Below are 25,465 nucleotides of genomic sequence, written 5' to 3'. Positions count from 1 at the left end.
AAATCACGCCGCCTTTACACCATGAATCTGGGCAAGGCCTGCAGAATGCAGCAACCGCCGCAACCGGGCAGATTCATCCAGAGTCGACACATGCCACTTGTCCTGCACATCGAAGGCACGTCCATCAACGACATCGCCAGCCTGTACGTGGAAATCAACCGTGTATTCATGGCCAGCGAGGACTGGCGACTGGGGCCCAGCCTGGACGCGCTGGATGATCTACTGTGGGGCGGCTATGGCGCGCTCGCCGGTCATCCCGCCGCAACGGTGGTGTGGCGGGATATCGCGCACAGCCGCGCGGCGCTGGGCTACGAGACCACGCGGGCATGGCTGCAGGCAAAGCTTGAGCAGGCCGGCCGGTTCAATCATGCGGCCATCCGCGACACGCTGGCAGCATTGGAGCAGGGCCGTGGCCAGACCTACTTCGAGATCGTGATGGAAATCTTCAGTGGGCATCCGCAGATCACCCTGATACCGGCCTGAGCGCGCTGCGGCAACGGTACGCTGGCCTCAGACCTTGGCCAGGGCCTCGCTGAGGCGCAGAGGGAACGCAACCTCGGTCGCCAGGTGCCACGCGCGTGCATTGGCGCCCAGCCGGCGCCATTCAGCCTCGTCCATCGCCAAGGCACGCTCCACAGCCTGTTCCAGCGCTGCTTCATCCACATGCCAGGTCCTGGACAAGTGACACGGCGGGCCTTCATGGGCAGCGACCAGAAGACCGCGGCTTTCGTCGATCATCTGGTTCATCGGCGCGCCATCGCAGGTGATCACCACCGCCGCACAGCTCATCGCCTCCACCAGGTAGTGGCCCCAACCCTCCGTCTGCGACAGGCACAAGTGGAACGCATGCTCGTTCTGCAGGCGTTGCACCTCCTCGTCGGGCAGTCGTTCACGGACGATGCGCAGGTTCGCGGCACCGCCCTCCTCCTCGTCCGAAGGCCCGCCGCGCAGGACGGTCAACAACGGCCATTCGGGGTGCCGTTTCCAGACCTTGACCAGCGCCGCCGTTCCCTTCATGTGGCTGCTGCCCGCCGCGTGCAGGAAGCTGCGGGGCTTGCGCGGCACCGCTGGGTCGTAGCGGTCGCGGCTGCAGAAACCGACTTCCAGCGCGCGCATGCCCAGCGCATTGAAGATGCGCGTCGCGTCTTCGGTCTTGGTCAGCAGCGCATCGAAGCGCGGCAGGATGCGCAGGCTGCGCGCGGACACCCATTCCGGATTCGGGATGAGCAGATTGACCCTGGCCAGGCCGAAGCTCGCCGGCCGCACATGCTCCAGCGAGATGTTGATATCGAAACGAGCCGGCGTGCGCCCCAAGCTCAGCCATGAGGCCAGCAGCCTGCGCAGGCGCATCCCGCGGAGTTTCCACGCGCCACCGTTGCGCACTGCGTCCAGACGGCTGACGGTCACCTCGTGGCCCAGCTGCTGCAGCGAACGCTCGATCACCTGGATGTCGTGGGTCAGGCCACGCTGGTTGTCGGCTGCAAGCAGATGGATATGCGCCATCAGCAGGCCCCCCCTTGCCTGCGCACATCGCGCGCAGGCAGGGCGGTGGCCAGCATGAAGCCCAGCACAAGATAGAAATAGAACGAATGCGGCATCGCCCGGTAGAACACGTTGTCCGTGAACGCCGACAGTGCGTAAACGATGACCACGGCAAGCCCAGCGGTGGCGATCATCGCCGTGGTTTCATCGGCATGGCCGACACGCCGCACGAAATGGAAGCCCGGCAGGATGAACAACAGCAGCATGATCACCAGCAACGGCACGCCACCGGTCACCGCCGCTTCCAGATATTCATTGTGCGGATGGTTGTAGCGGGAGATCGAATCGGACACCTCGCCGCGGCTGATGCCCTCGCGGGCATAGTTGCCGAACTGGTTCAGGCCCACGCCGGCCACCGGGTGCTCGGCGAATCCGTCGATCGCCACGCCCCACATGGCGATGCGCTCGCGGACCGAACCCACCTCGTTTTCCTGGCTGAAACCGGAGATCTCGCCACTGACCTCTCCAAAGCGCTGGATGACCTGGTGGTTGAGCACCGTGGTGGCACCGACCACGCCGATGACCAGCGCCACGACGAAGCCCAGCGCGCCGCGCCAGCGCCCGGTGCGCCGCACGTGCACGGCGATCACCATCAGCATGGCCGGAACGAACGCCAGGATCGGTCCCCGGCTCTGTGCCAGGATCGAGCCGTACACCCCTACGGCAATGGCGATGCCATGCAGCCAGCGCTCGGCCGGATGCACGTTCGGTTGGATCAGGCGAATGACCGAGAACAGCGCCATGCACAGCGTCACCATGGTGAACTCGATGGCCGTCCATTCTCCGCCACTGAAACCGTGCGCGCGCTCAAGGCCCATCACGTGGTGCTGGACAATGCACGACCCGCCGAAGACCAGGGTGGACAGCGCGAAGATCTTCCAGATCAGGCGCCAGTCCAGCACCGTTGCGAATACGGCCGCCGTGCCCAGGTAGAGCAGCGTCTGCGCCGGCAGGTCCAGCTCGTTCCAGCGCAGGCCGTGCCAGGCGATGCTGTAGAAGGCATAGGCCAGGCGCAGGAAGCAGACGATCACGATGAAACGTGCGATGCGGTAGCGCAGCCGGACATCGGGCTGGCGGCGGATCAGCACCACCCCCGTGACCAGCAGCACCAGCAGTACCACCGCCTTCAACAGGGTGTACGGCGCGGATCCGGCAAGCGGGACAATGGCGACCAGGATGCTGAGCAGGAGGGTACGCCAGGTGCAGCGGGGTTCGGCGGCCATGCAGGCTGCAGTCATGCTGGTTCTTTCTCTTTCCATCAACGCCCGCCAGGGAATGAGCCGCCCCGGTTTCCATGGAGGCCGTTTGGCGGAAATCGCCGGGGCTGACACTACCGTGGGGTCCCGTGGAAATCAACCAAACCGCAGGTGTACGGGGGCCTGCGTTGGCGTACGGACAGTCGTGGGCAACCGCGCTTGCCCCTGGGCTTCCGGCCGGGATCATCGATCGGTCCAGATCGCTACACTAACGGTCCCCCCGGCCATGCCCGCATGGCCACGCCCCGACGCCCTGCCCAAGACGCGAAACGCCCCAAGTGACTGATACAAAAGACAACACCAGCAACGCCAAGGCGTCCAAGGAACACACCCCGCTGATGAAGCAGTTCTTCGCGGCCAAGTCCGATTATCCGGACCTGCTGCTGTTCTTCCGCATGGGTGACTTCTACGAGCTGTTCTATGACGACGCCCGCAAGGCCGCGCGCCTGCTCGACATCACCCTGACCCAGCGCGGCAGCTCCGGGGGCGCACCGATCCCGATGGCCGGCGTACCGGTACATGCCTATGAAGGCTACCTGGCACGGCTGGTGGCGCTGGGCGAATCGGTGGCGATCTGCGAGCAGATCGGCGACCCGGCGCTGGCCAAGGGCCTGGTCGAGCGCAAGGTGGTGCGCATCGTCACCCCCGGCACCGTCACCGACGAAGCCCTGCTGGACGAACGCCGCGACACCCTGCTGATGGCCCTGTCGCGCACGAAGCAGGGCTACGGCCTGGCCTGGGCCGACCTGGCCGGCGGCCGCTTCCTGGTCAACGAGGTGGAAACCGACGACGCGCTGGAAGCCGAACTGGCACGGCTGGAACCGGCCGAGCTGCTGGTCCCCGATGAAGAGAACTGGCCGGAGTTCCTGCGCCAGCGCACCGGCGTACGTCGCCGCGCGCCGTGGCTGTTCGACGCCGACAGCGGCCGCCGCCAGCTGCTGAATTTCTTCAAGCTGCACGACCTGAGCGGCTTCGGCATCGACGACAAGCCGCGCGCCACCGCTGCGGCCGGCGCCCTGCTTGGCTATGTCGAGGAAACCCAGAAGCAGCGCCTGCCGCACCTGACTTCGATCGCGATGGAAACCGCCGGCGAGGCGATCGCGATGAACGCCGCCACCCGTCGCCACCTGGAACTGGACACGCGCGTCGACGGCGACACCCGCAATACCCTGCTGGGCGTGCTCGACAGCACGGTGACGCCGATGGGCGGGCGCCTGCTGCGACGCTGGCTGCACCGCCCGCTGCGCCTGCGCGAGGTACTGGTACAGCGCCACCATGCGGTGGAAACCCTCATCGATCGCGGCAGCGACGCCGACATCCGCGAACAGTTCCGCCGCCTCGGCGACCTGGAACGCATCCTCACCCGCGTCGCGCTGCGCTCGGCGCGCCCGCGTGATTTCTCCACCCTGCGCGACGGCCTGGGCCTGCTGCCGGCCGTGCGCGAGGTGCTGGCACCACTGGATTCGCCGCGCCTGCAGACGCTGCATGCGGCGCTGGGCGAACACGACGAGTGCGCGCAGCTGCTGGCCAGCGCCATCGCCGAGATGCCGCCGCTGAAGCTGAGCGATGGCGGCGTGCTGGCCGATGGCTTCGATGAAGAGCTGGACGAGCTGCGCCGCCTGTCCACCCATGCCGACCAGTTCCTGGTCGACCTGGAACTGCGCGAGCGCGAGAGCAGCGGCATTCCCACCCTGAAGGTGGGCTACAACCGCGTGCACGGCTACTACATCGAAATCAGCAAGGGCCAGTCCGACCGCGCGCCGGTGCACTACACCCGCCGCCAGACGCTGACCAATGCCGAGCGCTACATCACCGAAGAACTGAAGGCGTTCGAGGACAAGGTGCTGTCCGCGCGTGACCGCTCGCTGTCGCGCGAGAAGTACCTGTACGAGCAGCTGCTGGACACCCTTGGCGGGCAGCTGGAACCGCTGAAGCAGTGTGCCGCCGCGCTGAGCGAACTGGACGTGCTGGCGGCCTTCGCCGAACGCGCGCAGGCGCTGGACTGGGCGCGCCCAGAGCTGCAGGCCGAGCCGTGCCTGAAGATCGAGCGCGGCCGCCACCCGGTGGTCGAAGCAGTGCGCGAGCAGCCGTTCGAACCCAATGATCTGGATCTGCATGCGGACCGGCGCATGCTGGTCATCACCGGCCCGAACATGGGCGGTAAATCGACCTATATGCGGCAGAACGCGCTGATCGTGCTGCTGGCCCACATCGGCAGCTTCGTGCCGGCCAGCCGCGCGCTGATCGGCCCGATCGACCGCATCCTGACCCGCATCGGCGCCGGCGACGACCTTGCCCGCGGGCAGTCGACCTTCATGGTCGAGATGGCCGAGACCAGCTACATCCTGCATCACGCCACCGCCCATTCGCTGGTGCTGATGGATGAGATCGGCCGCGGCACGTCCACCTACGATGGCTTGGCGCTGGCCGATGCAGTGGCCCGCCACCTGGCCTACCAGAACCGCTGCTACACGCTGTTCGCCACCCACTACTTCGAGCTGACCGCGCTGGCCGACGAGCAGCACGAGGGCGGCCGCAGCGGCATCGCCAACGTGCACCTGGATGCCGTCGAGCACGGTGAAGCGCTGGTGTTCATGCACGCGGTGAAGGACGGCCCCGCCAACCGCAGCTTCGGCCTGCAGGTGGCCGCACTGGCCGGCCTGCCGCGCGCCACCGTGGCACAGGCACGTCGTCGTCTGGCCGAGCTGGAGCATCGCGGCGGTGAGAGCCATGCCGCCGAGCTGGCGCCGCAGGCACTGGATGCGCCGCAGCAGTTCGGCCTGTTCAGCGCACCGGCCAGCAAGGCGCAGGATGCGCTGGCGGCGATCGACCCGGACGAACTGACGCCGAAGCAGGCACTGGAAGCCCTGTACCGGTTGAAGGCGCTGCTGTAACCGCAGCGCGCGCCCATGGCCTCCCGCCCACCTTGCGGGAGGCCTGTTGAAAGACTCTGCAAATCCGATTCTGCGTTTCAATTGACAGAATCTATCAACCTGAATGGATCATTCGATTATTCATTTCATCTGGCCCTAGCTACAGTCGAGTGAAGATGTTTCTCCCACGTCTTCACCGCCACCAGGAGCCAGCCGATGAGCCAGTCCGACAACAACAACGCCAAGTGCCCGTATCACACCGCCCCGTCGCCGGAGCAGGGCGCCGAGCAGCAGCGCGAGCTGAGCACCACGCCCAAGCAGAAGCACGGCGATGATCCGGTCACGCCGATGACCACGGCCTTCGGCGCACCGGTGGTGGACAACCAGAACAGCAAGACCGCCGGCCCGCGTGGCCCGCTGCTGATGGAAGACGTCTGGCTGCTGGAAAAGCTGGCCAACCTCAACCGCGAGATCATTCCCGAGCGCCGCATGCATGCCAAGGGCTCGGGCGCGTTCGGCACCTTCACCGTCACCCACGACATCAGCAAGTACACCCGCGCCAAGCTGTTCGAGAAGGTCGGCAAGCAGACCGAGATGTTCGCCCGCTTCACCACGGTGGCCGGCGAGCGTGGCGCCGCCGACGCCGAGCGCGACATCCGCGGCTTCGCGCTGAAGTTCTACACCGAAGAGGGCAACTGGGACCTGGTCGGCAACAACACGCCGGTGTTCTTCCTGCGCGACCCACGCAAGTTCGCCGACCTCAACAAGGCGGTCAAGCGCGACCCGCATACCAACCTGCGCAGCGCGCGCAACAACTGGGACTTCTGGACCCTGCTGCCCGAAGCCCTGCTGCAGGTGACCGTGGTGATGAGCGACCGCGGCATTCCGCGCAGCTTCCGCCACATGCACGGTTTCGGCTCGCACACCTACAGCTTCACCAACACCGACGGCGAACGCTTCTGGGTGAAGTTCCACTTCGTCAGCCAGCAGGGCATCGAATCGCTGACCGACGCGCAGGCGCAGATCCTGGTCGGCCATGACCGCGAAAGCCACGGCCGCGACCTGTTCGCCGCGATCGACAAGGGCGACTTCCCGAAGTGGAAGCTGTTCATCCAGGTCATGCCGGAGCTGGAGGCGGAAACCTACCGCGTGCATCCGTTCGACCTGACCAAGGTGTGGCCGAAGAGCGACTACCCGCTGATCGAAGTGGGCCAGTTCGAACTGAACCGCAACCCGGTCAACTGGTACCAGGACGTGGAGCAGTCGGCGTTCGCGCCGAGCAACCTGGTGCCGGGCATCGGCCCGTCGCCGGACAAGATGCTGCAGGCTCGCCTGTTCGCCTACTCCGATGCGCAGCGCTACCGCCTGGGCGTGAACCACCATCAGATTCCGGTGAACGCAGCGCGCTGCCCGGTGCACAGCAACCACCGCGACGGGGCGATGCGCGTGGACGGCAACTACGGCGGCCTGCCGCACTACGAGCCGAACAGCTACGGCCAGTGGCAGGAACAGCCGCAGTACCGCGAGCCACCGATGAAGATCCGCGGCGACGCCGACTTCTGGAATTTCCGTGAGGACGACGCCGACTACTTCAGCCAGCCCGGCGCCCTGTTCCGCAGCTACAACCAGGCACAGAAGGATCGCCTGTTCGCCAATACCGCCCGTGCCCTGGGCGATGCGCCGGACTTCATCAAGCAGCGCCACATCGACAACTGCAGCAAGGCCGACCCGGCCTACGGTGCCGGCATTGCCGCGGCCCTGAAGGCGCTGGCCAGCCAGCCGTCGGATCCGTTCAAGCCGGCACAGCCGGAAGCGGACTTCCCCACCGCGACCCCGGGCGCCGAAGACATCGAGCTCTGATCGCCCTGCCCCGTGTACGGCACGCCGCCTCCCTGTGAGGCGGCGTCGCCGTTTTAACGGTCTGCGTCGTACCTTCTGCACGCCCAACCCCAATCAAGGATTCCGCAGATGAGCCTGACCGACGAACTTCTCGCCAAATTGCAGGGCGCCCCGCTGCAGCAGGTGTCGCAGCAGCTCGGCATCAGCGATACCCAGGCCTCCGGTGCGATCAGTGCCGCGCTGCCGGTGCTGATGGGCGCGCTGGGCAACAACGCCTCGCAGCCGCAGGGCGCGCAGGCCCTGCTCGGCGCCTTGCAGAACAACCACAGCGGCCTGGACCTGGGCAGCGTGCTCGGCTCGGTGCTGGGCGGCGGTGGCGGTGGTGCCGCCAGCGACGGCGCCGGCATCCTCGGCCACATCTTCGGCGGCAGCCAGCAGAAGGTGGAAACCGGCCTGGCCCAGGCCACCCAGCTCGACAGTGGCCGCACCAGCCAGCTGCTGCAGATCCTCGCACCGATCGTGATGGCCTTCCTCGCCCAGCGCCTCGGTGGCGGCCAGGCCGATGCCGGCTCGCTCAGTCAGGCGCTCGGCCAGGAAAAGCAGCAGGTGCAGCAGCAGGGCGGCATCGCCGGCAGCCTGCTCGGCAGCGTGCTGGACCAGGACGGCGACGGCCAGTTCGGCATGAGCGACCTGCTCAAGCTCGGCGGCAACCTGCTGGGCGGCAAGCGCTGAGGCAAGCGGGCGCCGGAACTGGTCCGGCGCCCCGTTACCTACAACGCGTCGATATCGCCCAGCGCACGGATCAAGCGCCGGGCGCGCTTGTCCGGCTTGTGTTCCGGCGGCTGGAAACCATCGCGTGCAGCGATGCGCAGTGCACGCTGTTCGGCACGGCGTGCCTTCGAGGCCTCGCTCTCTGCATACAGCTGCTGCGCCGCCGGCGCAGGCCCACGCTGATCGCTCAGCCCCAGCACCTGGATCTCGAAATGTTCCTCGCCGCGGTCGACCTGCAGCTGCTCGCCGACGCGCACTGCGCGTGAGGATTTCGGGCGCTGCCCGGCGACGCTGACCTTGCCGGTTTCGATGGCCTGCTTGGCCAGGCTGCGGGTCTTGAAGAAACGGGCCGCCCACAGCCAGATGTCCAGGCGGACACTGGGCGACAGCGGGGAAAGCTCGGGCATTGGTGCGTGCTACTCCGGTGGCTTGTTCAGGGGACGCGGATGATCGGGGTCGGTGCGGCAACCGCTGCCCCCGATCAAGGTGGGTACGCCAGCAGACAGATCCTGGCGCTGGCTGCCGACCAGGCACTCGGGGCGGTCGGTCGGCCGCACCTGGGTATCGCCCAGCCGGTCACCTGTCGAACATGCGGCCAGCGCGGTGCCGATCAAGGCCAGTGCCAGGCTTCGCTTCACCTGCAGTCGTTGATGCATTGCCACATCCCGCAAACCGGCCTGGTGCTAGTGTGCGCCTCCCGGGATTCGATCACCACTCCATGGCCAAAGCGCCGCTTGACCTGACCTCCGGCCCGATCGGCCGCAATCTCCTGCTGTTTTCCCTGCCGATCCTGGCGGGCAACATCGCGCAGTCGCTGAACGGTTCGGTGAATGCGGTGTGGGTCGGGCGCTTCCTCGGCGAGGCGGCACTGACTGCCACCGCGAACGCCAACAACATCATGTTCTTCCTGATCGGTTCGGTGTTCGGTTTCGGCATGGCCTCGACCATCCTGATCGGCCAGGCGATCGGCGCGCGCGACATCGCGCAGGCGCGGCGCGTGGTCGGCACGAGTGCCACCTTCTTCATCGGCCTGTCGGTGATCATCGCCATCGCCGGCTGGTTCATGGCCCATCCGCTGCTGGCGGCGATGGGCACGCCGGCCGCCTCGCTGCCATTGGCCGAGGCCTACCTGCAGATCATCTTCCTGGCGATGCCGACGCTGTACGCGTTCGCCTTCCTCACCGCCGCGCTACGCGGTGCCGGTGACTCGCGCACGCCGTTCCGTTTCCTGATGGTGTCGGTGGCGCTGGACATCGCGCTGAACCCGGTGCTGATCTTCGGCATGGGGCCGTTCCCCGCGCTGGGCATCGCCGGCTCGGCCTGGGCCACGCTGGTCGCGCAGACGCTGTCGCTGGCCGGCCTGCTGCTGTACATGCGGCACAAGCGCCACACGCTGTGGCTGGGCCGCGCCGACATGCGCCTGTTCAAGCTCGACCTGACCATCCTCAAGGCGCTGGTGCTCAAGGGCGTGCCGATGGGCCTGCAGATGGTGCTGATCTCGCTGTCGGTGATCCTGCTGATGACCATGGTCAACCAGTACGGCACCGCTACCGGCGCGGGCTATGGCGCCTCGCTGCAGCTGTGGAACTACCTGCAGATGCCGGCGATGGCGATCGGTGCGGCCTGCTCGTCGATGGCCGCGCAGAACGTCGGTGCGCAGCGCTGGGATCGCGTGCGCGGCACCGCGCGCCAGGGCGTGCTGTTCAACTTCCTGCTGACCGGCGCGCTGATCCTGCCGCTGGTGGTGTTCGACCGCCAGCTGCTGGCGCTGTTCCTGCCACCGGCCAGCCAGGCGCTGGACATCGCCCGCCACCTCAACCACGTGGTGATCGGCTCGTTCCTGTTCTTCGGCGTCAGCTTCGTGATCTCCGGCGTGGTGCGCTCCACCGGCGCGGTGATTCCGCCGCTGCTGATCCTGGCCGGCTCGCTGTGGGGCGTACGCGTCCCGTTCGCCGAACTGCTGCAGCCGTACTGGGGCGCCGACGCGATCTGGTGGAGCTTCCCGGTCAGCTCGCTGGTGTCGATGCTGCTGTCGCTGGCGTATTACCGCTGGGGTGGCTGGCGCAAGGCGAAGATGATGGGCAAGCCCTCGCATGCCGAAGAACTGGCCACGCCGTCGGAGATTCCGGCCTGCCCGCCATCGCCGGTGGCCGACCCGGATGCGGCGCCGCTGCGGTAGTGCCGGCCGCCGGCCGTCAACCTCATGGATCGTTCAATGCACGGTAGTGCCGGCCGCTGGCCGGCAACCTCCAACCCCTCCGGGGGCATCGCGCAACAGCCGGCCAGCGGCCGGCTCTACCGCTTCTTCTTCGCCGCGTTGAACGTCGCCGCCGCGCGCATCAGCGCCTTGAACGCAGCGGCATCCGGCATCGCGCCTTCATGGATGTCGATCGCACGCCGCGTGTTGCCCTCGAGGCTGGCGTTGAACAGGCCCTTCGGGTCCGCCAGCGCGGCACCGTTGGCAAAGGTCAGCTTCACCGCCTGCTTGTAGGTCTCGCCGGTGCACAAGATGCCGTTGTGCTCCCACACCGGTGTACCGCGCCACTTCCAGGTTTCCTGCACGTCCGGCAGCGCCTCATGGATCAAGGCACGCACGCGTGCCAGCGCCTCGCCACGCCAGTCGCCCAGCTCGGCGATGCGTGCATCGATCAGTTCAGCGGCCGGGGTTCCGGCATCGGCAGGGTTCGGTGCATGCGTGGCCATCAGGGGCTCTCGTCGGGAAAGGAATCAGGACGTCGGGGTTACATGCGCTCGCCGGGCAGCGCGGCGGCCTGGCGCACCCAGTCGAGGAACTGTGCTTCATCCAGCACTCCATCCTGTGCAATGTGCAGATAGCGCGTATCGGCGCTCCTGGACGGCTCGGGTGGCACTGGCGTCAGCGCCGCGCCGCGGAAGAACGCCACCTTGATGTAGCGGGTGAAGCAATGGAAGCTGAGAAACCAGCCTGCGCCCGGCGCCACCGCATACATCGGCGAATTCCACTTCACGGCCTTGTGCACGCCAGGCACCGCCTGCGCGATCAGCGCATCCAGCTGCACTCCAATCGGCCGCTTCCAGTCCGGCATCGCCGCGATATAGGCCTGCACCGGGGCATCGCCCTCGCCCTTGGCAATCTGCGGGTTGCCGCCGGACAGCAGCGTGGGCGCGGCGGAAGGTGCGGTTCGCTTGGCAGGCATCGCACGGCACGTCCATCAGGATGAAACCGCAGCCTAGCGCGGCTCGCACCTGCCGGTCACGGCGCGGTGCGCCATCGGCTCAGTCCGCCTGCCACGCCCGGAACTGCCGCCAGTCCGGCAGCTTGCGGTGGCGGCGCAGCGAGCGCATCAGCGCCGCCATCACCACACCGAACAGGGCACCGGCCAACAGCCCGGCCGCCAGCAGCAGCGCCAGCGGGCGCTCGCTGCCCTGCCACAGCATCAGCCACATCAGCGCGGTCCAGAACAGCCCGAACAGCAGGCCCTGTATCAGCGCATTGGTGCCGAAGCCGGCCAGGATCGGCGGTGGCAGCGCGATGCCCATGCGCCACAGCACACGATGCAGCAGCGGCGCCGACTGCACGCGCGCCAGCCCCTTGTCGTCCAGGAAGCGCAGCGCCGACTGGATCACGGCGGGATAGCGCGGGTTGATGTCGTTCATCACCTGATCGTGGCCGATGCGATACCGGAAACGCAAACGGCCACCCGAAGGTGGCCGTCGCGGCAACAACCGAAGTTGTTTATCAGGCCTTTTCGGCCAGACGGGCAGCCTTGGCGGCAGCAGCGGCAGCCAGGTCTTCCTTGATGCGGGCAGCCTTGCCTTCCAGGCCACGCAGGTAGTACAGCTTGCCGGCGCGGACCTTACCACGACGCTTCACTTCGACCGAGTCGATGATGGCGCTGTGGGTCTGGAACACGCGCTCGACGCCGTAGCCGTGCGAGATCTTGCGGACGGTGAACGAGGAGTTCAGGCCGGCGTTCTTGGTGGCGATGACAACGCCTTCGTAGGCCTGCACGCGCTCGCGGCTGCCTTCCTTCACCTTCACGTTGACGACAACGGTGTCGCCCTGGCTGAACTTCGGCAGTTCACGGGTGATCTGGGCGGATTCGAATTCCGCGACGATGGACTTGTTCAGCTTGCTCATGGGTTACACCGATTCTTGTTCGGGTGGGCGTGTCGTATCGACAACGTAGGCTCATGCAGTCACCGGACTGTGCTGCACGTTTGTTTTGGGCACTGCGCGCGCCGACCGGGGCCGGCGGGAATTGGCCATGATAGCCGATAAAGCCAGCCCTGCGCTAGGGGCTGGCCTTGTATTTCTGGGCCTGACGGCCCTGCTCCAGCAGCTTGCGGTCGGCCTTGCCCAGCGCCTGTTCATCCAGCAGGTCCGGGCGCCGCTGGGCGGTACGGACCAGCGACTGCTGGCGGCGCCAGGCCGCGATGGCCGCGTGGTTGCCCGAGCGCAGCACGTCCGGCACGTCACCCAGCGGGTGCTGGGCCGGCTGGCTGTAGTGCGGGCAGTCGAGCAGGCCGAGGTCGCCCTCGAAGCTGTCCTGCGCCGCCGATTCAGCGTCATTCAGGGCACCGTCCTGCAGGCGGGCCACGGCGTCGATGATCACCGCCGCGCCCAGCTCGCCACCGGACAGCACGTAGTCGCCGAGGGAAATCTCCTCGTCGACATTGGCCTCCAGGAAACGCTCGTCGATGCCTTCGTAGCGGCCGCAGAGCAGGACCATGCGCGGCAGCGCCGCCAGTTCCCGCACCTTGGCCTGGGTCAACGGCGCCCCCTGCGGGCTGAGGTAGATCACCCGCGCCGGGGTCGGATCAGCATCGCGGATCGCCTGCAGGCAGGCCTGCAGCGGCTCGATCAGCATCACCATGCCGGGGCCACCGCCGAACGGACGGTCGTCCACCCGGCGGTAGTTGCCTTCGGCGTAATCACGGGGGTTCCAGCCATGCAGGCTGAACAGTCCCTTCTCCTGCGCGCGCCCGACCACGCCCAGTCCAGCGGACTGGGCGAGGAACTCGGGGAACAGGGTGATGACGTCGAAACGCATGCTCACACTCAGAACTCGGGATCCCAGTCGACCACGACCAGGTTGGCCTCGAAGTCGACCGACTTGACGAAGTCCGGCTGCACGAACGGAATCATCCGCTCGCGGTCACCACGGACCACCACCACGTCGTTGGCGCCGGTGCTGAACAGGTGCGAGACCTGGCCCAGGGCAACGCCCTCGGTGGTCTTCACGTCCAGGCCTTCCAGGTCCACCCAGTAGTACTCATCGGGCTTCGGCGGCGGCAATGCACTGCGGGCCACGTAGATCTCGGTGCCGTGCATCGCTTCGACGGTATCGCGGTCCTCGACGCCGGGGAAACGGGCGACCAGGTGCTTGCCGCTGTCGCGGCCGCGTACACCTTCAATCGTGGTTTCCACGCCGGACGGGCTGCGCACGATCCACGGCTGGTAACGGAAAATGGCGGAACGTGGCTCGGTCCAGGACTCGAGCTTGATCTCGCCGCGCACACCAAAAGCGCCGACAACCCTGCCCAGCAGGATGCGGCGCTCGATATCTTTCATCTGCTTCAACCAAGAGGGCCACGCCGAAGCGTGGCCCGTCAGGATCAGGCCGCAGCGGCCTGGGACTTGGTCGCTTCCTTGATCAGGTTGCGGACCTTGTCGGTCGGCTGGGCGCCGTTCTTGACCCAATGGTCAACGCGGGCCAGGTCCAGCTCGATGCGCTTCTCGGCGCCCTGGGCGACCGGGTTGTAGAAGCCAACGCGCTCGATGTTGCGGCCGTCGCGCGCGCTGCGCACGTCGGTGACGATGATGTGGTAGAACGGACGCTTCTTGGCGCCGCCGCGGGTCAGTCGAATCTTGACCATGGTGTTTTTCCTATTGCCCAGTCGCCAGGATGGCGAGGTAAGCGGGCGATTATAGCGGCAGAGCCCGGCCGAGCCAACCCCGGGGGCTCGCCCGGGGTCAGATCCCTTTTGCGACGCAAAAGGGATCTGACCCCAAGCCGTCCCAAGCCACCGCCGCCAGCACTGCCCTGCCCTGTTCAGCCAGCGCCTCCGAGCCGGGCAGGACATGCTCGTCAATGGCCTCCAGCGCCCATAGGCCGCTGGCGTTGCAGGCGAAGGCCGCCTTCACACCGGCCAGGGCCGCCCGCGGGAGGGGCCGGGTGACCTGCGGGCCGGGCCAGTGCTGCTTCAGCAGGCTCTCGGCGGTACCCCGCAGAGCGGGGGCGCGCGGCCAGAGCAACTGGTGACCGTCGTGCACGGCCAGATTCCAGGTCGTGCCTTCGCTGATGCAGTCGTCGCTGCCGACCAGCAAGGCATCGTCAAAGCCCCCGCCCATCGCCGCGCGACGCTCGGCAAACAGTCCAAACGTACCGACGTGCTTGATCTGCGGCAGCTCGCGCTGCCACACCACGCTACGCACCCGCTTTGGCGCGACCAGCGCCACCGGTGCAGACACGGCCACAAGAACGTCCACCGGTACCGTCGCCAACGGATTACGGAAATCGAAGCGGCGCGAGTACACCGTCACCCGCAGCGAGGCATCGGCCAGGCCGGCCTGTTGCAGCGCCTGCGCCATCCAGCCCTGCACCTGCGCCACATCCAGTTCGCTGCCGAACAGTTCGCGCGTGGCCTGCGACAGCCGCGCCAGATGCAGGTCCAGTCCCTGCACGGCACCACCCCGCACCTGCAGCGAGGTGAAGTGGCCATAGTTGACCAGTGCAGGCAGCAGATCCTCCACCTGCGCCAGCCGGCCGTTGCAGGTCAGCGTCATCGCAGCATCGCCTGCGCCTGCTGCCACATGTCACGCAACACGTCAGCGGCCGGCTGTGCGGGTGCCATCCACGCCGACTGCCCGGCCCAGGCCTGCATCGCCGCCAGACGATTTTCCTGCACGGCCTGCCTGCGCATCGGCGCGGTCAGGCCGCGCTGCACCGGGTATGGACGCGGCCCGGGGGCGCCTTCCGCAGCGGCGGCGCGCACATAGGGGGTCGCCAGGCCACGGCCGAGGCGGCCACTGAAGGCACGGGTCGGCCAGGTATCTTCCGGTTCGCTGGCCGCCAATCCATCGGCCCACGCCGAAGCGATCGCCGCTTCGGGCGTGCGCAGGAAGGCCGTGCCGATCTGCACGGCGCTGGCCCCCAGGGTGAGTGCGGCAGCAATGCCACGGCCGTCGGCGATACCGCCCGCAGCGATCACCGGAATCTGCAGGTGATCGGCCAGGCGCGGCAACAACGCAAACAGGCCGACCAGCTGGCGCTCGGCCATCGCCGGATCGAACGCACCGCGATGACCACCGGCCTCCACGCCCTGCGCCACCACCGCGTCTGCACCGGCGTCCTGTGCCGCGCGCGCTTCGGACAGAATGGTCGCACAGGCAATCCATGCAATGCCGGCATCCTTCAACTGCTGCACGTGGCGCGGCAGCAGCACGCCCATGATGGTCGAGGCCACCGCCGGGCGCGCGGCCAGCAGCGCGGCGAACTGTTCTTCGAAATCGGCGGGCGTGGCGTCGGCAGCGCTGGCTGGCACGTCCGGGCCCCACTGTGCAAGGAAGGCGCGGCTGGCGGCTTCAGCGGCGACATCACGGGTCGGTGCCGGGTCCGGCACCCACAGGTTCACCTGTGCGGGGCCCGTCGAGGCAGCGCGGAAGTCATCCATCCAGTGGCCGATATCGGCCGATGACGACAGCACTGCGCCCATCGCCCCCATGCTGCCGGCATTGGCCAGCGCAGCCGACAACGGCACCGGGCAGGCGCCGGCCATCGGCGCCAGAAGGATCGGAAGCTGCAATGAAAAACGCCGACAGAAGGTGTCGGCGCGTTCAAGGATCGGCGATGCGTTCACGCGACATACCTGTGGGAGAAGTCACCACCCAGCATACGCCAGTCGCCGCGACCGGATCCGTAGACCCGGTCGCGCAAGGATCAGCGCGCCACCACCGCGTAGGTGCGCACCAGCTGGCTGTCCATTTCCTCGTTGAACTGGAAGGTCACGTAGCGCGCGTCGTCTGCGGCGAACTCCACCTCGGCCGCTGCGCGGCCGATCTCGGTGCCCTCTGCGTCCAGCGCGCGCGCCACCAGCTTGCCCTTGAAGGCCTTGTCGGCCACCACATACACCGCCGCTTCCTTGGAACCCATGCCGCGGCTCTTGCCCAGGGTCACGGTCAGGCCATGTGCAGCCAGGCCCGGATCGGCCTGCAGCGTCACGTTCATGCGCTTGTCCACGCCTTCGCCCAGGCCGGCGACGAAATCGGCCGCCGTGCCACTGATGGCACTGCCGGCCTTCTGCGATACGGACGTGTCGTCCTTGCATGCGGCCAGCGCCAGCACCAGCGCCGCTACCACGATCATCTTGTTCATGAGCATTCCCTTGTCAGATCAACACGTAGTCAAGCAACAGGGGGCTGGCCACGCAAGTGCCGGTCCCGGCACCTGCGCCCTCTCCCCCTTTCAGACATCAACGGAACGGCATGCCGCGGCCGCCCATGGCGCCCATCATGCCCTTCATGCTGCGCAGCATGCCCTTCATGCCGCCGCCGGCCATCTTGCTCATCATTTTTTCCATCTGCATGTACTGCTTCATCAGCTTGTTGACGTCGGCCGGGGTCACGCCCGAGCCCTTGGCGATGCGCGCGCGGCGCGAGCCATTGAGCAGGTTCGGGTTGCGCCGTTCCTTCTTGGTCATCGAGCCGATGATGGCGATCATGCGCGGCACTTCCTTGCCCTGGCTGACCTGCTGCTTCAGATGGTCCGGGATGTTGCCCAGGCCCGGCAGCTTGTCCATCAGGCCGCCAATGCCGCCCATGTTCTGCATCTGCTCGAGCTGGTCACGCATGTCGTTCAGGTCGAACTTCTTGCCCTTGGCGACCTTCTCGGCCAGCTTGGCGGCCTTGTCCTTGTCGACCTGCTGCTCGACCTGCTCGACCAGCGACAGCACGTCGCCCATGTCGAGGATGCGGCTGGCGATACGGTCCGGGTGGAACACGTCAAGGCCTTCCGGCTTTTCGCTCACACCCACGAACTTGATCGGCTTGCCGGTGATGTAGCGCACGCTCAGCGCGGCACCGCCACGGGCGTCACCGTCGGTCTTGGTCAGCACCACGCCGGTCAGCGGCAGCGCATCGCCAAAGGCCTTGGCGGTGTTGGCCGCGTCCTGGCCGGTCATGGCGTCGACCACGAACAAGGTTTCGGCCGGGTTCACCGCAGCATGCAGGGCCTTGATCTCGGCCATCATCGCTTCGTCGATGGCCAGGCGGCCGGCGGTATCGACCAGCAGCACGTCGACGAACGACTTGCGCGCATCGTCGATGGCGGCGCGGACGATGGCTTCGGGCTTCTGGTCGGCACTGGACGGGAAGAACAGCACGCCGACCTGCTCGGCCAGGGTCTTCAGCTGCTCGATCGCGGCCGGGCGGTAGACGTCCGCCGAGACCACCATCACCTTCTTCTTGCGCTTTTCCTTCAGGTGCTTGGCCAGCTTGCCCACCGTGGTGGTCTTGCCGGCGCCCTGCAGGCCTGCCATCAGGATGATGGCCGGAGCGGGAACATTGAGGTTCAGGTCGCTGGCTTCGGCGCCCATCACCGCGGTCAGCTCGTCGCGCACGACCTTGATCAGGGCCTGGCCCGGGGTCAGCGACTTCAGCACTTCCTGGCCGACCGCGCGCACCTTGATGCGCTCGATCAGGGCCTGCACCACCGGCAGCGCAACGTCGGCTTCGAGCAGCGCGATGCGGACCTCACGGGTGGCCTCGCGGATGTTCTCCTCGGTCAGGCGGCCGCGGCCACGCAGGCGCTCGATGGTGCCGGAAAGGCGCTGGGTCAGGGACTCGAACATGCGGTACGACCTGTCTGAAAACGGGGGACAATAAGGCAGACAGTATAACGGGTCCGCCACGCCTGCCGGACTGCGACGCCGCGGCCGTCGCCACCACCGCGGGGGTATGCGAAACTGCAACGATGACAATCGTTCTCATCGCCGTCCTGCTCTACCTGGCTGCCAGTACCCTGCTGGTGCGCGCGCTCGGCCGCGATGAAAGCACCGGCTCCCCCATCTGGCTGTGGCCCGCCCTGCCGGCGATGCTGCTGCATGGCGGCTACCACGTGATGGTGGCGATGCGCACCAACGGCGGGCCGGACATGCACTTCTTCGCCGCGCTGTCGCTGGTCGGCCTGGGCATGGCCTGGCTGACCTCGCTGGTCGGCGCGCGCGGGCGGATGTCGGCACTGGGCGTGGTGGTGTTCCCGTTGGCCGCGGTACTGCTGCTGGCCTACCACGGCTACGGCCACGAACCGAGCAAGGTGCTGGGCTGGCGCCTGGCCAGCCACGCCTGGCTGGCGCTGCTGGCCTACGCGACGTTGAGCATCGCCGCGCTGCTGGCGATCATGCTGTGGCTGCAGGAACGCGCCCTGCGCCGCCGTGAATTCCGGCCGTGGCTGCGTGCCCTGCCGCCGTTGGCGGACCTCGAATCCCTGCTGTTCCGGGTGATCACTGTCGGCTTCGCGCTGCTGACCCTGACCCTGGTCACCGGCGTGCTGTTCGTCGACGACCTGCTGGCGCAGAAGCTGGTACACAAGACCGTGCTGAGCGTGCTGTCGTGGATCGTGTTCGGCGTGCTGCTGATCGGCCGCCGGCGCTATGGCTGGCGCGGCATGAAGGCGGTGCACTGGACGCTGGCGGCGATGCTGTTGCTGCTGCTGGCGTTCTTCGGCAGCCAGTTCGTGATCGAACTGGTGTTCGGGCACACGCGATAGGCGGTGTGCCGACCAACGGTCGGCACCCACCCCGGTAGTGCCGGCCGCTGGCCGGCACCAGGGCCGCACCCTGCGTGGATGCCGCAGAAGGTCAGGGCACCGGCTGGGCCAGGATCTTCCGTACCGAACGGCCGCTGTTGGTGAGGATGTCATCGACCTGCCAGCAGCCCTGCCCCTGGCGCACCATCGGCAGGCGGGTCACGTAGGCCTTCTTCCATACCGAATAGCGCATCTCGACCTGGCCGGCAGTCGCCGATGCCTCTTTCCAGCTGTAGCGCACCGGACTCTCGATGTCGCCATCCTGCGCATCCAGCCAGGGGTCGGAATCGATCGTGCAGATGCCCTCTTCGCGTACCTGGCAGGCGCGTTCGCCGCGCAGCGCCTTGCCAAAGGCCGGGCTGACCAGTGCCGCCGGCGGCTCCAGCAGGTCGCCATCGCCCGTCGTTGCCTCGTAGAAGGCACGGGCCACGGCGGTGGGCTCCTGGCAGGCGGGCGCAGCCTGCGCGATGGGGGCCAGCAGCAGGCCGATGATCACGAACATCCCAGTCTTTCGCATGTATTTCTCCTTGAGGTAGTGCCGGCCGCTGGCCGGCAACACAGGATCTCATGGCGTTGCCGGCCAGCGGCCGGCACTACCCGAGACCAGGCTTACAACCCGTAACGCTCGATCACATCCAGGTGCGGCTGGCGATCCTGGTCACACGCCTCGGCCAATCGCAGCCAGCAATGCGGATACAGCCATTTCGCGGTCTCCTGCTGCAGGAAGCGGTGCAGCGCCAACGGCGCATGGTCCTGCGGCTGGGCAACCGTGAACAGCAGGCCCGGCAGCGAGCCCTCCTCCATGTCCGGATCGGTCACGGTGTAGTCCGCACGGCTGTGCGACCACACCTTCCAGCCCTGCGCTTCGGCCGCTTCCACGAAGTCGTTCCAGGCCTCTTCGCCGGGGTGCGCACCGTCGATCAACCAACTCCGGGCGAAACCACCACGCTCCAGCACATGCACCTGCGCATAGGTCGGGATGAAGTGCTCACGCGCCTCTTCCTCCTCCGGCACCGGATGTACCAAGGCAGCATCGAACACCACCCAGTCACCGACCTGCTGGGCGCGGTTGGCCGGCGCGTTCTCGACGATGCGTGCGGTCACCGGGCCGCTGCGACGGGCGTAGTACTCCATCGGCTCGCCGTTCTCTTCGCTGCGGATGATCACCCAGCCCCACGGCTCTTCGACCACGCCCTCCTGGCTGGACAGTTCCATGCCGATCGCTGCCGCCGAGCGGCGCACCGCGTCCCAGTCGCATGCGGCGCTGGCCGCACTCATGTGATCCCAGTGCGCGGCGTTGGGTTCTTCCAGCAGCTCAGTCAACTGCGCATAGCAGGCCTGTGCCTCGCTGAAGCGGCCGGTTTCCATGTACATCCGCGCCAGCGTGCCACGCGCGCCGTGCGAACCCGGCGACGCCGCCAGCAACGCCTGCGCGGCCTGCTCCAGTGCCGGCCAGTCGGACACGCGACGGGCGCGCTGCACCTCGCACCAGTGCGCGAACACCGGCACGCTGCCACGATAGAGATCAGCCAACTGGCGCAGGCCTTCGTCGTCGCCCTGCTCGGTCAGCCAGCGCATCAGCGTGTAGGCGGCCGGGCCATCATCCTGCGCATGTGCGCGCACGAAGCGCCACAGCAATGCGCGCGCTTCCGTCTGCGCCCCACAGGCGCCCAACGCGGAGGCCGCCATCTCGGCCAGTGCTTCATCATCCGGCAGCTCGGCATGCGCCTGCAGCAGCCATTGCGCCTCACGCTCGGGGTCACGCACCTGGTTCTGTTCGCCCTGCGTCTCCAGCCATGCCAGCAGCTCGCCGGCCGGCACCGGCAGCGGTGCCACGTCCGGCAATGCATCGATGCGCGCGGCCAGGCCGGCCACCAGCGCAGCCGCCCCGCGATCCTGGCGCAGCTGCGCCAGATGGGCCCGTGCCAGTTCCAGCTGGCGCTGTGCCACCCAGCGTGCACCACGCTGCAGGGCCAGCTCCAGGCTCAGCGCAGCGACTTCGATCAGCAGGCGGTGCGAGCCAACCTCGGCAAAGTGCTCGATGATGGTGTTGAAGCGCGTACCCAGATCCCAGGTATTGCGTGCGGGATCGCGCCGGCACAGCGCTGCGGCGGTGTTCGCCCACAGCCGCCAGTAGGTAGGCGTCAGTTCGCTCCACGGCACCAGCTGCTGCAGCGCCTCTTCGTCGCGGCCCAACTGGGCCAGCGCCCACGCCTTGGACAGGCGGCGCGGCACCGTGCAGTTGGCCGGTTCGTACTCTCCGGACGCGGCCACCTCGGCCTCGCGCTTCTCGATCAGCACCAGCGCTTCTTCGGCGCGGCCCATGCCCAGCAGGATCTTGATCTGCATCTCCGGGAAGCTGTCGAACACTTCCTTGCCGCAGGCCTCGATCGCATCCGACTGCACCTGCAGGTAATCCAGTGCCTCCTGGCCGCGGCCGTCATCGAGCAGCGCATCGGCCTTTTCGCAGCTCAGGCACTGGAAGCAGGCCCAGCTCGGATCGATGCGGCCCAGCGTTTCGTCGCAGACCTCGATGCGCTCCGGCACCCAGCCGGGGCCATCGATGTTGCCGTAGCAGGCGGCCAGGTCCTGGGTCACGCAGATTGACTGCGGGCACTCCAGCGTGTCCTCACGATGCGCGCGCTCGAACAGCGCCACGGCTTCGCCCAGCGCGCTCTCGCCTTCGACACGATTGCCGACGCGGTTGCGCAGCGCCCAGTGGCCGACGTAGACGTCGACCCACGGGTTGTCCAGCGCCTTGCCCAGCGCTCGCGCTTCGGGCAGCAGCGCGTCGACGCGGTCGACACGCAGTTCGCTCACCTCGTCGGCGAGGCGGTTCAGCAGGTGCGCGTTCTGCGCCTGGCCGGCCTGGCGCAGGTCACCCTGCAGTTTTTCGACCCAGTTCCAGATGTCCATGGGGTAAGTGCTCCTGTCTAGCGAAGGCTGGATGAGGGGGTGCGGTGCTCAGCGCAGCATCTGCTGCAGGGCACCGGCAATATCGGTAAAGGCGCCGTTGAGATCCGGGCCGGGCGTGGCGGTCGCGCGGGCCAGCGGACGGCCTTGCGCGGCGACGATGATCTTCAGTGAGCGCAGCAGGCGTGCTGCGGCTTCGGCCTGCGGGTGGCCGTCGCGCTGGGCGCGCAACAGCGCCTGCACCGCCGGGTTGTCGAGGTTGAGGTACAGCCGCGAGGGTGCGCGCGATTCGATGCGCGCGGTGAACTGACGCGCCAGGCGCAGCGCCGCCATCGAAACGCGCTTGTCGTTCTCATCGTCTTCGAGGCGCTGCTTCAGCTCGGCCTCGCGGTCGGGCACCACCACCACCGGCAGCGACTCAGGACTGAAGCGTGCTGGCAGCAGCTGCTCGCCGTCACCCAGCTGCTCGCGCAGCCATGCCAGCTGCACCTCGTCGAGGCTGTCATCACTGCGGAACAGCGCACGGTTGCCCTGTTCGGTCCCCAGTTCAACCAGGCGCAGGCCCTTGGCCTGGGCCCAGCGCCGCAGGAACGGCACCACCGCATAGCGATGGCCATGCGCGACCGGCACGCCCATCGCGCGGAACAGCATTTCCTCGAAGCCGCCGCCGTTGTCGAGGATCACATGCACGGCACCGCGTGCGGGCAGTGCACTGGCCGGCAGGTCGCCCTGCGAGGTCGGCACGCGCACGTGTTCCAGCAACAGGTCGAACAGGCGGTCATCGCACAGCGCCGCACCCAGCAGCGCCTCGTTGTGGCGGCTCAATACACGTCGCCACGCTTCCGGCTGCTGCCGCGCCACGTCGGCCAGGCCATCAATCAACGCCTCCAGCAACGCATGCTGCACGGCGCGGTACTGGTCATCGCGCTGCAGGTCTTCGCGGCTGGCGGTAGGCGTGAGCCGGGAGGATTCGATCACCCCGCCGATGAAGCCCGCCCACGGCGGCAGCAGGTCACGCGCGTCGTCGTCCAACAGCATGCCGCGCACGAACACCGACAGGTTGCGGTTGTCACTGGTGCCGTAGGTGGCACCGTCCTGCACCCACAGCAGGCCGGTGGCATCGCTGTTGCCATCCGCACGCAGCGGCAGGGTGACGATCGGCTCGAAGTCGTGCTCGAAGCGCGCCGCGAACTGCAGCGCCTGGCGACGCGCCTGCACCGGATGCAGGGCCACATCGCCCTGGCCGCGCCACGGCGGCGGCTCGGGGTTCAGCGCCTCGCCTGCAGCACCGATGAAGATCGGCTCGGACAGCAGCGCGCAGTAGCGGCCCAGTACCTCGTGCAGGCGCGCTTCGTTGGCCAGCGGCAGGAAATCCGGATGCAGTTCCAGCTCCACCTCGGTGCCGACCGCGCGTGCCGGCATTTCGCTGACGGTGTACTGCTCAGCGTTACTGGATACGTACAGATGGCCCAGCTCCGGCGTCTGGTACGACGTAGTGCGAACGCTGACCCGGCGCGCCAGCACGAAGGCCGACAGGAAGCCGAGGCCGAACATGCCGATCAGGCCCTCATCGTCCTCGCCGCCCTGGCGCAGGCCACGGGTGTAGCCGACGCCGACGGTGGCCAGGTAATCGTGGATCTCCTGGCGGGTCAGGCCGGCGCCGGTATCGATGATGCGCAGCACGCCGGCACCGGCATCGACCTGTACCGCGATGCGCGAGGGCACCTCGACGCCGGGCTGCTCGATGCGGCGGCGGATGATCGAGTCGTGCGCGTTCTGCACCAGCTCACGCAGTGCCACCACCGGGGTGGAATACAGGTGCTTGCCCAGCACCGTCATCAGTCCATTGAGATCGACCCCGGCGCGACGGATTTCGGCGTTGGGGGCGGTGAGCGCGGTGTCCTGCATGTAATCGTTTACTCCTGGGCACGGAAAGGCGCCAGAGGGCGCCTTCGTCGAGCGGGAAAAACTAGCACAGGGAGGCTGACCGTTGCCGTGTCGGCCGCCGTATTCCACGTGCGCGGTGGTGACGCCGGGCCATGCCCGGCGCGATCACGCCGCGTCGATGGCCTCGGACAGGCGCTCCACCGCGATCACTTCCATACCCTTCACCGAACCGCCCTTGGGCGCATTGGCCTTGGGTACGATGGCGCGCTTGAAGCCATGGGTGGCGGCTTCGCGCAAGCGGTCTTCGCCATTGGGCACCGGTCGGATCTCGCCGGACAGGCCAACCTCGCCAAACGCAATCGTCTTTTCCGCCAGCGGCCGGTCCTGCAGCGAGGACAGCACCGCCAGCAACACCGGCAGGTCGGCAGCGGTCTCCTGCACGCGGATGCCGCCGACGACATTGACGAACACGTCCTGGTCGCCGACCAGCACGCCGCCGTGGCGATGCAGCACCGCCAGCAGCATGGCCAAGCGGTTCTGCTCCAGGCCGACCGCGACACGGCGCGGGTTCGACAGCGGCGACGCATCCACCAGCGCCTGCACTTCCACCAGCAGCGGCCGGGTACCCTCGCGGGTGACCATCACGCAGCTGCCCGGCTGGTGGGTGCTGCCGCCGGACAGGAAGATCGCCGACGGATTGGAGACTTCCTTCAGGCCCTTGTCGCCCATCGCGAACACGCCCAGCTCGTTGACCGCACCGAAGCGGTTCTTGAACGCGCGCAACAGGCGGAAGCGGCTGCCACTCTCGCCTTCGAAGTACAGCACCGCATCGACCATGTGTTCGAGCACGCGCGGGCCGGCGATACCGCCCTCCTTGGTCACGTGGCCGACCAGGAACACGGCGGTGCCGGTCTCCTTGGCGAAACGCACCAGCCGCGCCGCGCTCTCGCGCACCTGGCTGACCGAGCCGGGCGCGGCGGTCAGGCTCTCGGTCCACAGGGTCTGCACGGAGTCGGCCACGATCAGCCGCGGGCCAGCCTTGGACGCATGCTGCAGGATCGACTCGACGCCGGTCTCGGCCAGCGCGTTGACACCGTCCAGCGGCAATTCCAGCCGGTGCGCGCGCCCGGCCACCTGGGCCAGCGACTCCTCGCCCGTGACGTACAGCACCGGCAGCTCGGCCGCCATCTTCGCCACCGCCTGCAGCAGCAGGGTCGACTTGCCGATGCCCGGGTCACCACCGACCAGTACCACCGCACCCTCGACCAGGCCACCGCCCAGCACGCGATCGAACTCGCCGATGCCGGTCGAGACACGGCGATGCTCGGTCTGCTCCACGTCCTTCAGGGCGGTGATCTTCGGCGGGTCGATCTTGCCGGCCCAGCCGGCCCGGCGCGAGGCCGGCGCCTTGGCCGCCGCCGCGCTCTCCAGCACGATTTCCGACAGCGAGTTCCAGGCGTTGCACTCGGTGCACTGGCCCTGCCACTTGCTGAATTCGGCGCCGCATTCATTGCAGACGTAGGCGGTGCGGGCTTTTGCCATCGGATGATTTCCAGCAACGGGAACAGGCGTGGCAGGATAGCCGAGCCGGGTCGCA

The 25,465-nt window shown here is 67.5% G+C and carries 25 protein-coding genes; 6 read left to right on the top strand and 19 right to left on the bottom strand.

The features are described 5' to 3' along the window. The first annotated feature begins 90 nt into the window (after positions 1-90). A complete protein-coding gene (locus SriyCCGPB3_RS06050) occupies positions 91-483 on the top strand; it encodes a barstar family protein (protein ID WP_153856848.1) in 393 nt (130 codons plus the stop codon). Between the two features lie 27 nt (positions 484-510). Here the strand turns inward: SriyCCGPB3_RS06050 and SriyCCGPB3_RS06045 are convergent, their stop codons facing one another. Both SriyCCGPB3_RS06045 and SriyCCGPB3_RS06040 read right to left on the bottom strand, forming a co-directional pair. Beyond that, a complete protein-coding gene (locus SriyCCGPB3_RS06045) occupies positions 511-1,503 on the bottom strand; it encodes a glycosyltransferase (protein WP_153856847.1) in 993 nt (330 codons plus the stop codon). Beyond that, the gene (locus SriyCCGPB3_RS06040) at positions 1,503-2,765 is read right to left on the bottom strand and encodes an O-antigen ligase family protein (RefSeq protein ID WP_228756481.1); all 1,263 of its coding nucleotides are present in this window, start codon (positions 2,763-2,765) and stop codon (positions 1,503-1,505) included. Before SriyCCGPB3_RS06040 ends, SriyCCGPB3_RS06045 begins: the two co-directional genes overlap by 1 nt. Before the next feature lie 371 nt (positions 2,766-3,136). Here SriyCCGPB3_RS06040 and mutS point away from each other — a divergent pair, with 371 nt between their 5' ends. The 3 genes from mutS to SriyCCGPB3_RS06025 all read left to right on the top strand — a co-directional run bounded on the left by mutS (position 3,137) and on the right by SriyCCGPB3_RS06025 (position 8,242). Further along, positions 3,137-5,692 (top strand): DNA mismatch repair protein MutS, encoded by a 2,556-nt coding sequence (gene mutS, locus SriyCCGPB3_RS06035; RefSeq protein ID WP_228756477.1) that lies wholly within the window; start codon positions 3,137-3,139, stop codon positions 5,690-5,692. A gap of 195 nt (positions 5,693-5,887) precedes the next feature. Further along, positions 5,888-7,531, top strand: coding sequence for a catalase (locus SriyCCGPB3_RS06030; RefSeq protein WP_433963284.1), 1,644 nt, complete (start codon positions 5,888-5,890; stop codon positions 7,529-7,531). 108 nt (positions 7,532-7,639) lie between these two features. Further along, on the top strand, positions 7,640-8,242 hold the full coding sequence (locus SriyCCGPB3_RS06025; RefSeq protein WP_350259991.1) for a DUF937 domain-containing protein: 603 nt from the start codon (positions 7,640-7,642) through the stop codon (positions 8,240-8,242). 38 nt (positions 8,243-8,280) lie between these two features. Here the strand turns inward: SriyCCGPB3_RS06025 and SriyCCGPB3_RS06020 are convergent, their stop codons facing one another. Together SriyCCGPB3_RS06020 and SriyCCGPB3_RS06015 are read right to left on the bottom strand one after the other, a co-directional pair. Next, positions 8,281-8,688 (bottom strand): RNA-binding S4 domain-containing protein, encoded by a 408-nt coding sequence (locus SriyCCGPB3_RS06020; RefSeq protein ID WP_110711637.1) that lies wholly within the window; start codon positions 8,686-8,688, stop codon positions 8,281-8,283. A 9-nt stretch (positions 8,689-8,697) separates the two neighbouring features. Continuing rightward, positions 8,698-8,937, bottom strand: coding sequence for a hypothetical protein (locus SriyCCGPB3_RS06015; protein WP_110711636.1), 240 nt, complete (start codon positions 8,935-8,937; stop codon positions 8,698-8,700). A gap of 62 nt (positions 8,938-8,999) precedes the next feature. Between SriyCCGPB3_RS06015 and SriyCCGPB3_RS06010 the strand changes: the two genes are divergently transcribed. Further along, entirely contained in the window at positions 9,000-10,460 is a 1,461-nt protein-coding gene (locus tag SriyCCGPB3_RS06010; RefSeq protein WP_110711635.1) for an MATE family efflux transporter, read from the top strand. A 116-nt stretch (positions 10,461-10,576) separates the two neighbouring features. Here SriyCCGPB3_RS06010 and SriyCCGPB3_RS06005 read toward each other — a convergent pair whose 3' ends face one another. From SriyCCGPB3_RS06005 to ffh, 11 genes are all read right to left on the bottom strand, one after another. Beyond that, positions 10,577-10,984, bottom strand: a complete 408-nt coding sequence (locus tag SriyCCGPB3_RS06005; protein ID WP_164222420.1) for a DUF1801 domain-containing protein — start codon at positions 10,982-10,984, stop codon at positions 10,577-10,579. A 38-nt stretch (positions 10,985-11,022) separates the two neighbouring features. After that, positions 11,023-11,457: a DUF1801 domain-containing protein gene (locus SriyCCGPB3_RS06000; protein WP_110711633.1), complete on the bottom strand. Its 435-nt coding sequence runs from the start codon at positions 11,455-11,457 to the stop codon at positions 11,023-11,025. Between the two features lie 79 nt (positions 11,458-11,536). Then, positions 11,537-11,917 carry a DUF6404 family protein gene (locus SriyCCGPB3_RS05995; RefSeq protein ID WP_350259990.1) on the bottom strand — a complete coding sequence of 127 codons (381 nt, stop codon included), beginning with the start codon at positions 11,915-11,917 and terminating at the stop codon, positions 11,537-11,539. Positions 11,918-11,999: 82 nt separating this feature from the next. Beyond that, positions 12,000-12,401 carry a 50S ribosomal protein L19 gene (rplS, locus tag SriyCCGPB3_RS05990; RefSeq protein ID WP_005408597.1) on the bottom strand — a complete coding sequence of 134 codons (402 nt, stop codon included), beginning with the start codon at positions 12,399-12,401 and terminating at the stop codon, positions 12,000-12,002. 154 nt (positions 12,402-12,555) lie between these two features. After that, the gene (gene trmD / locus SriyCCGPB3_RS05985) at positions 12,556-13,314 is read right to left on the bottom strand and encodes a tRNA (guanosine(37)-N1)-methyltransferase TrmD (RefSeq protein WP_110711631.1); all 759 of its coding nucleotides are present in this window, start codon (positions 13,312-13,314) and stop codon (positions 12,556-12,558) included. A gap of 8 nt (positions 13,315-13,322) precedes the next feature. Next, a complete protein-coding gene (gene rimM, locus SriyCCGPB3_RS05980) occupies positions 13,323-13,835 on the bottom strand; it encodes a ribosome maturation factor RimM (protein WP_010483256.1) in 513 nt (170 codons plus the stop codon). Between the two features lie 44 nt (positions 13,836-13,879). Then, entirely contained in the window at positions 13,880-14,140 is a 261-nt protein-coding gene (gene rpsP, locus SriyCCGPB3_RS05975) for a 30S ribosomal protein S16 (protein ID WP_005415733.1), read from the bottom strand. Between the two features lie 97 nt (positions 14,141-14,237). After that, a complete protein-coding gene (locus tag SriyCCGPB3_RS05970; RefSeq protein ID WP_350259989.1) occupies positions 14,238-15,050 on the bottom strand; it encodes an aminotransferase class IV family protein in 813 nt (270 codons plus the stop codon). Then, complete coding sequence (locus SriyCCGPB3_RS05965; protein WP_350259988.1) at positions 15,047-16,123, bottom strand: NAD(P)H-dependent flavin oxidoreductase; 1,077 nt, start codon at positions 16,121-16,123, stop codon at positions 15,047-15,049. Before SriyCCGPB3_RS05965 ends, SriyCCGPB3_RS05970 begins: the two co-directional genes overlap by 4 nt. 80 nt (positions 16,124-16,203) lie before the next feature. Beyond that, positions 16,204-16,638, bottom strand: coding sequence for a hypothetical protein (locus tag SriyCCGPB3_RS05960; RefSeq protein WP_110711627.1), 435 nt, complete (start codon positions 16,636-16,638; stop codon positions 16,204-16,206). Positions 16,639-16,735: 97 nt separating this feature from the next. Then, on the bottom strand, positions 16,736-18,112 hold the full coding sequence (gene ffh / locus SriyCCGPB3_RS05955; protein WP_014036403.1) for a signal recognition particle protein: 1,377 nt from the start codon (positions 18,110-18,112) through the stop codon (positions 16,736-16,738). A gap of 122 nt (positions 18,113-18,234) precedes the next feature. Between ffh and SriyCCGPB3_RS05950 the strand changes: the two genes are divergently transcribed. Beyond that, positions 18,235-19,029, top strand: a complete 795-nt coding sequence (locus tag SriyCCGPB3_RS05950; RefSeq protein WP_110711625.1) for a cytochrome C assembly family protein — start codon at positions 18,235-18,237, stop codon at positions 19,027-19,029. Between the two features lie 91 nt (positions 19,030-19,120). On the opposite strand, the gene SriyCCGPB3_RS05945 is transcribed toward SriyCCGPB3_RS05950, so the two are convergent. The 4 genes from SriyCCGPB3_RS05945 to radA all read right to left on the bottom strand — a co-directional run bounded on the left by SriyCCGPB3_RS05945 (position 19,121) and on the right by radA (position 25,410). After that, positions 19,121-19,585, bottom strand: coding sequence for a hypothetical protein (locus SriyCCGPB3_RS05945; protein ID WP_180846358.1), 465 nt, complete (start codon positions 19,583-19,585; stop codon positions 19,121-19,123). A 92-nt stretch (positions 19,586-19,677) separates the two neighbouring features. Further along, positions 19,678-21,984, bottom strand: a complete 2,307-nt coding sequence (locus SriyCCGPB3_RS05940; protein ID WP_350259987.1) for a tetratricopeptide repeat protein — start codon at positions 21,982-21,984, stop codon at positions 19,678-19,680. Between the two features lie 48 nt (positions 21,985-22,032). Further along, a complete protein-coding gene (locus SriyCCGPB3_RS05935) occupies positions 22,033-23,889 on the bottom strand; it encodes an ATP-binding protein (protein WP_350259986.1) in 1,857 nt (618 codons plus the stop codon). Between the two features lie 144 nt (positions 23,890-24,033). Continuing rightward, positions 24,034-25,410, bottom strand: coding sequence for a DNA repair protein RadA (gene radA, locus SriyCCGPB3_RS05930; protein WP_014646395.1), 1,377 nt, complete (start codon positions 25,408-25,410; stop codon positions 24,034-24,036). Positions 25,411-25,465 lie beyond the last annotated feature (55 nt).

The organism is Stenotrophomonas riyadhensis (assembly GCF_040256885.1).
Taxonomy (GTDB): domain Bacteria; phylum Pseudomonadota; class Gammaproteobacteria; order Xanthomonadales; family Xanthomonadaceae; genus Stenotrophomonas; species Stenotrophomonas riyadhensis.
The sequence above is the reverse complement of the archived record's forward strand: the minus strand, read 5'-3'. Positions and strand labels throughout refer to the sequence as shown.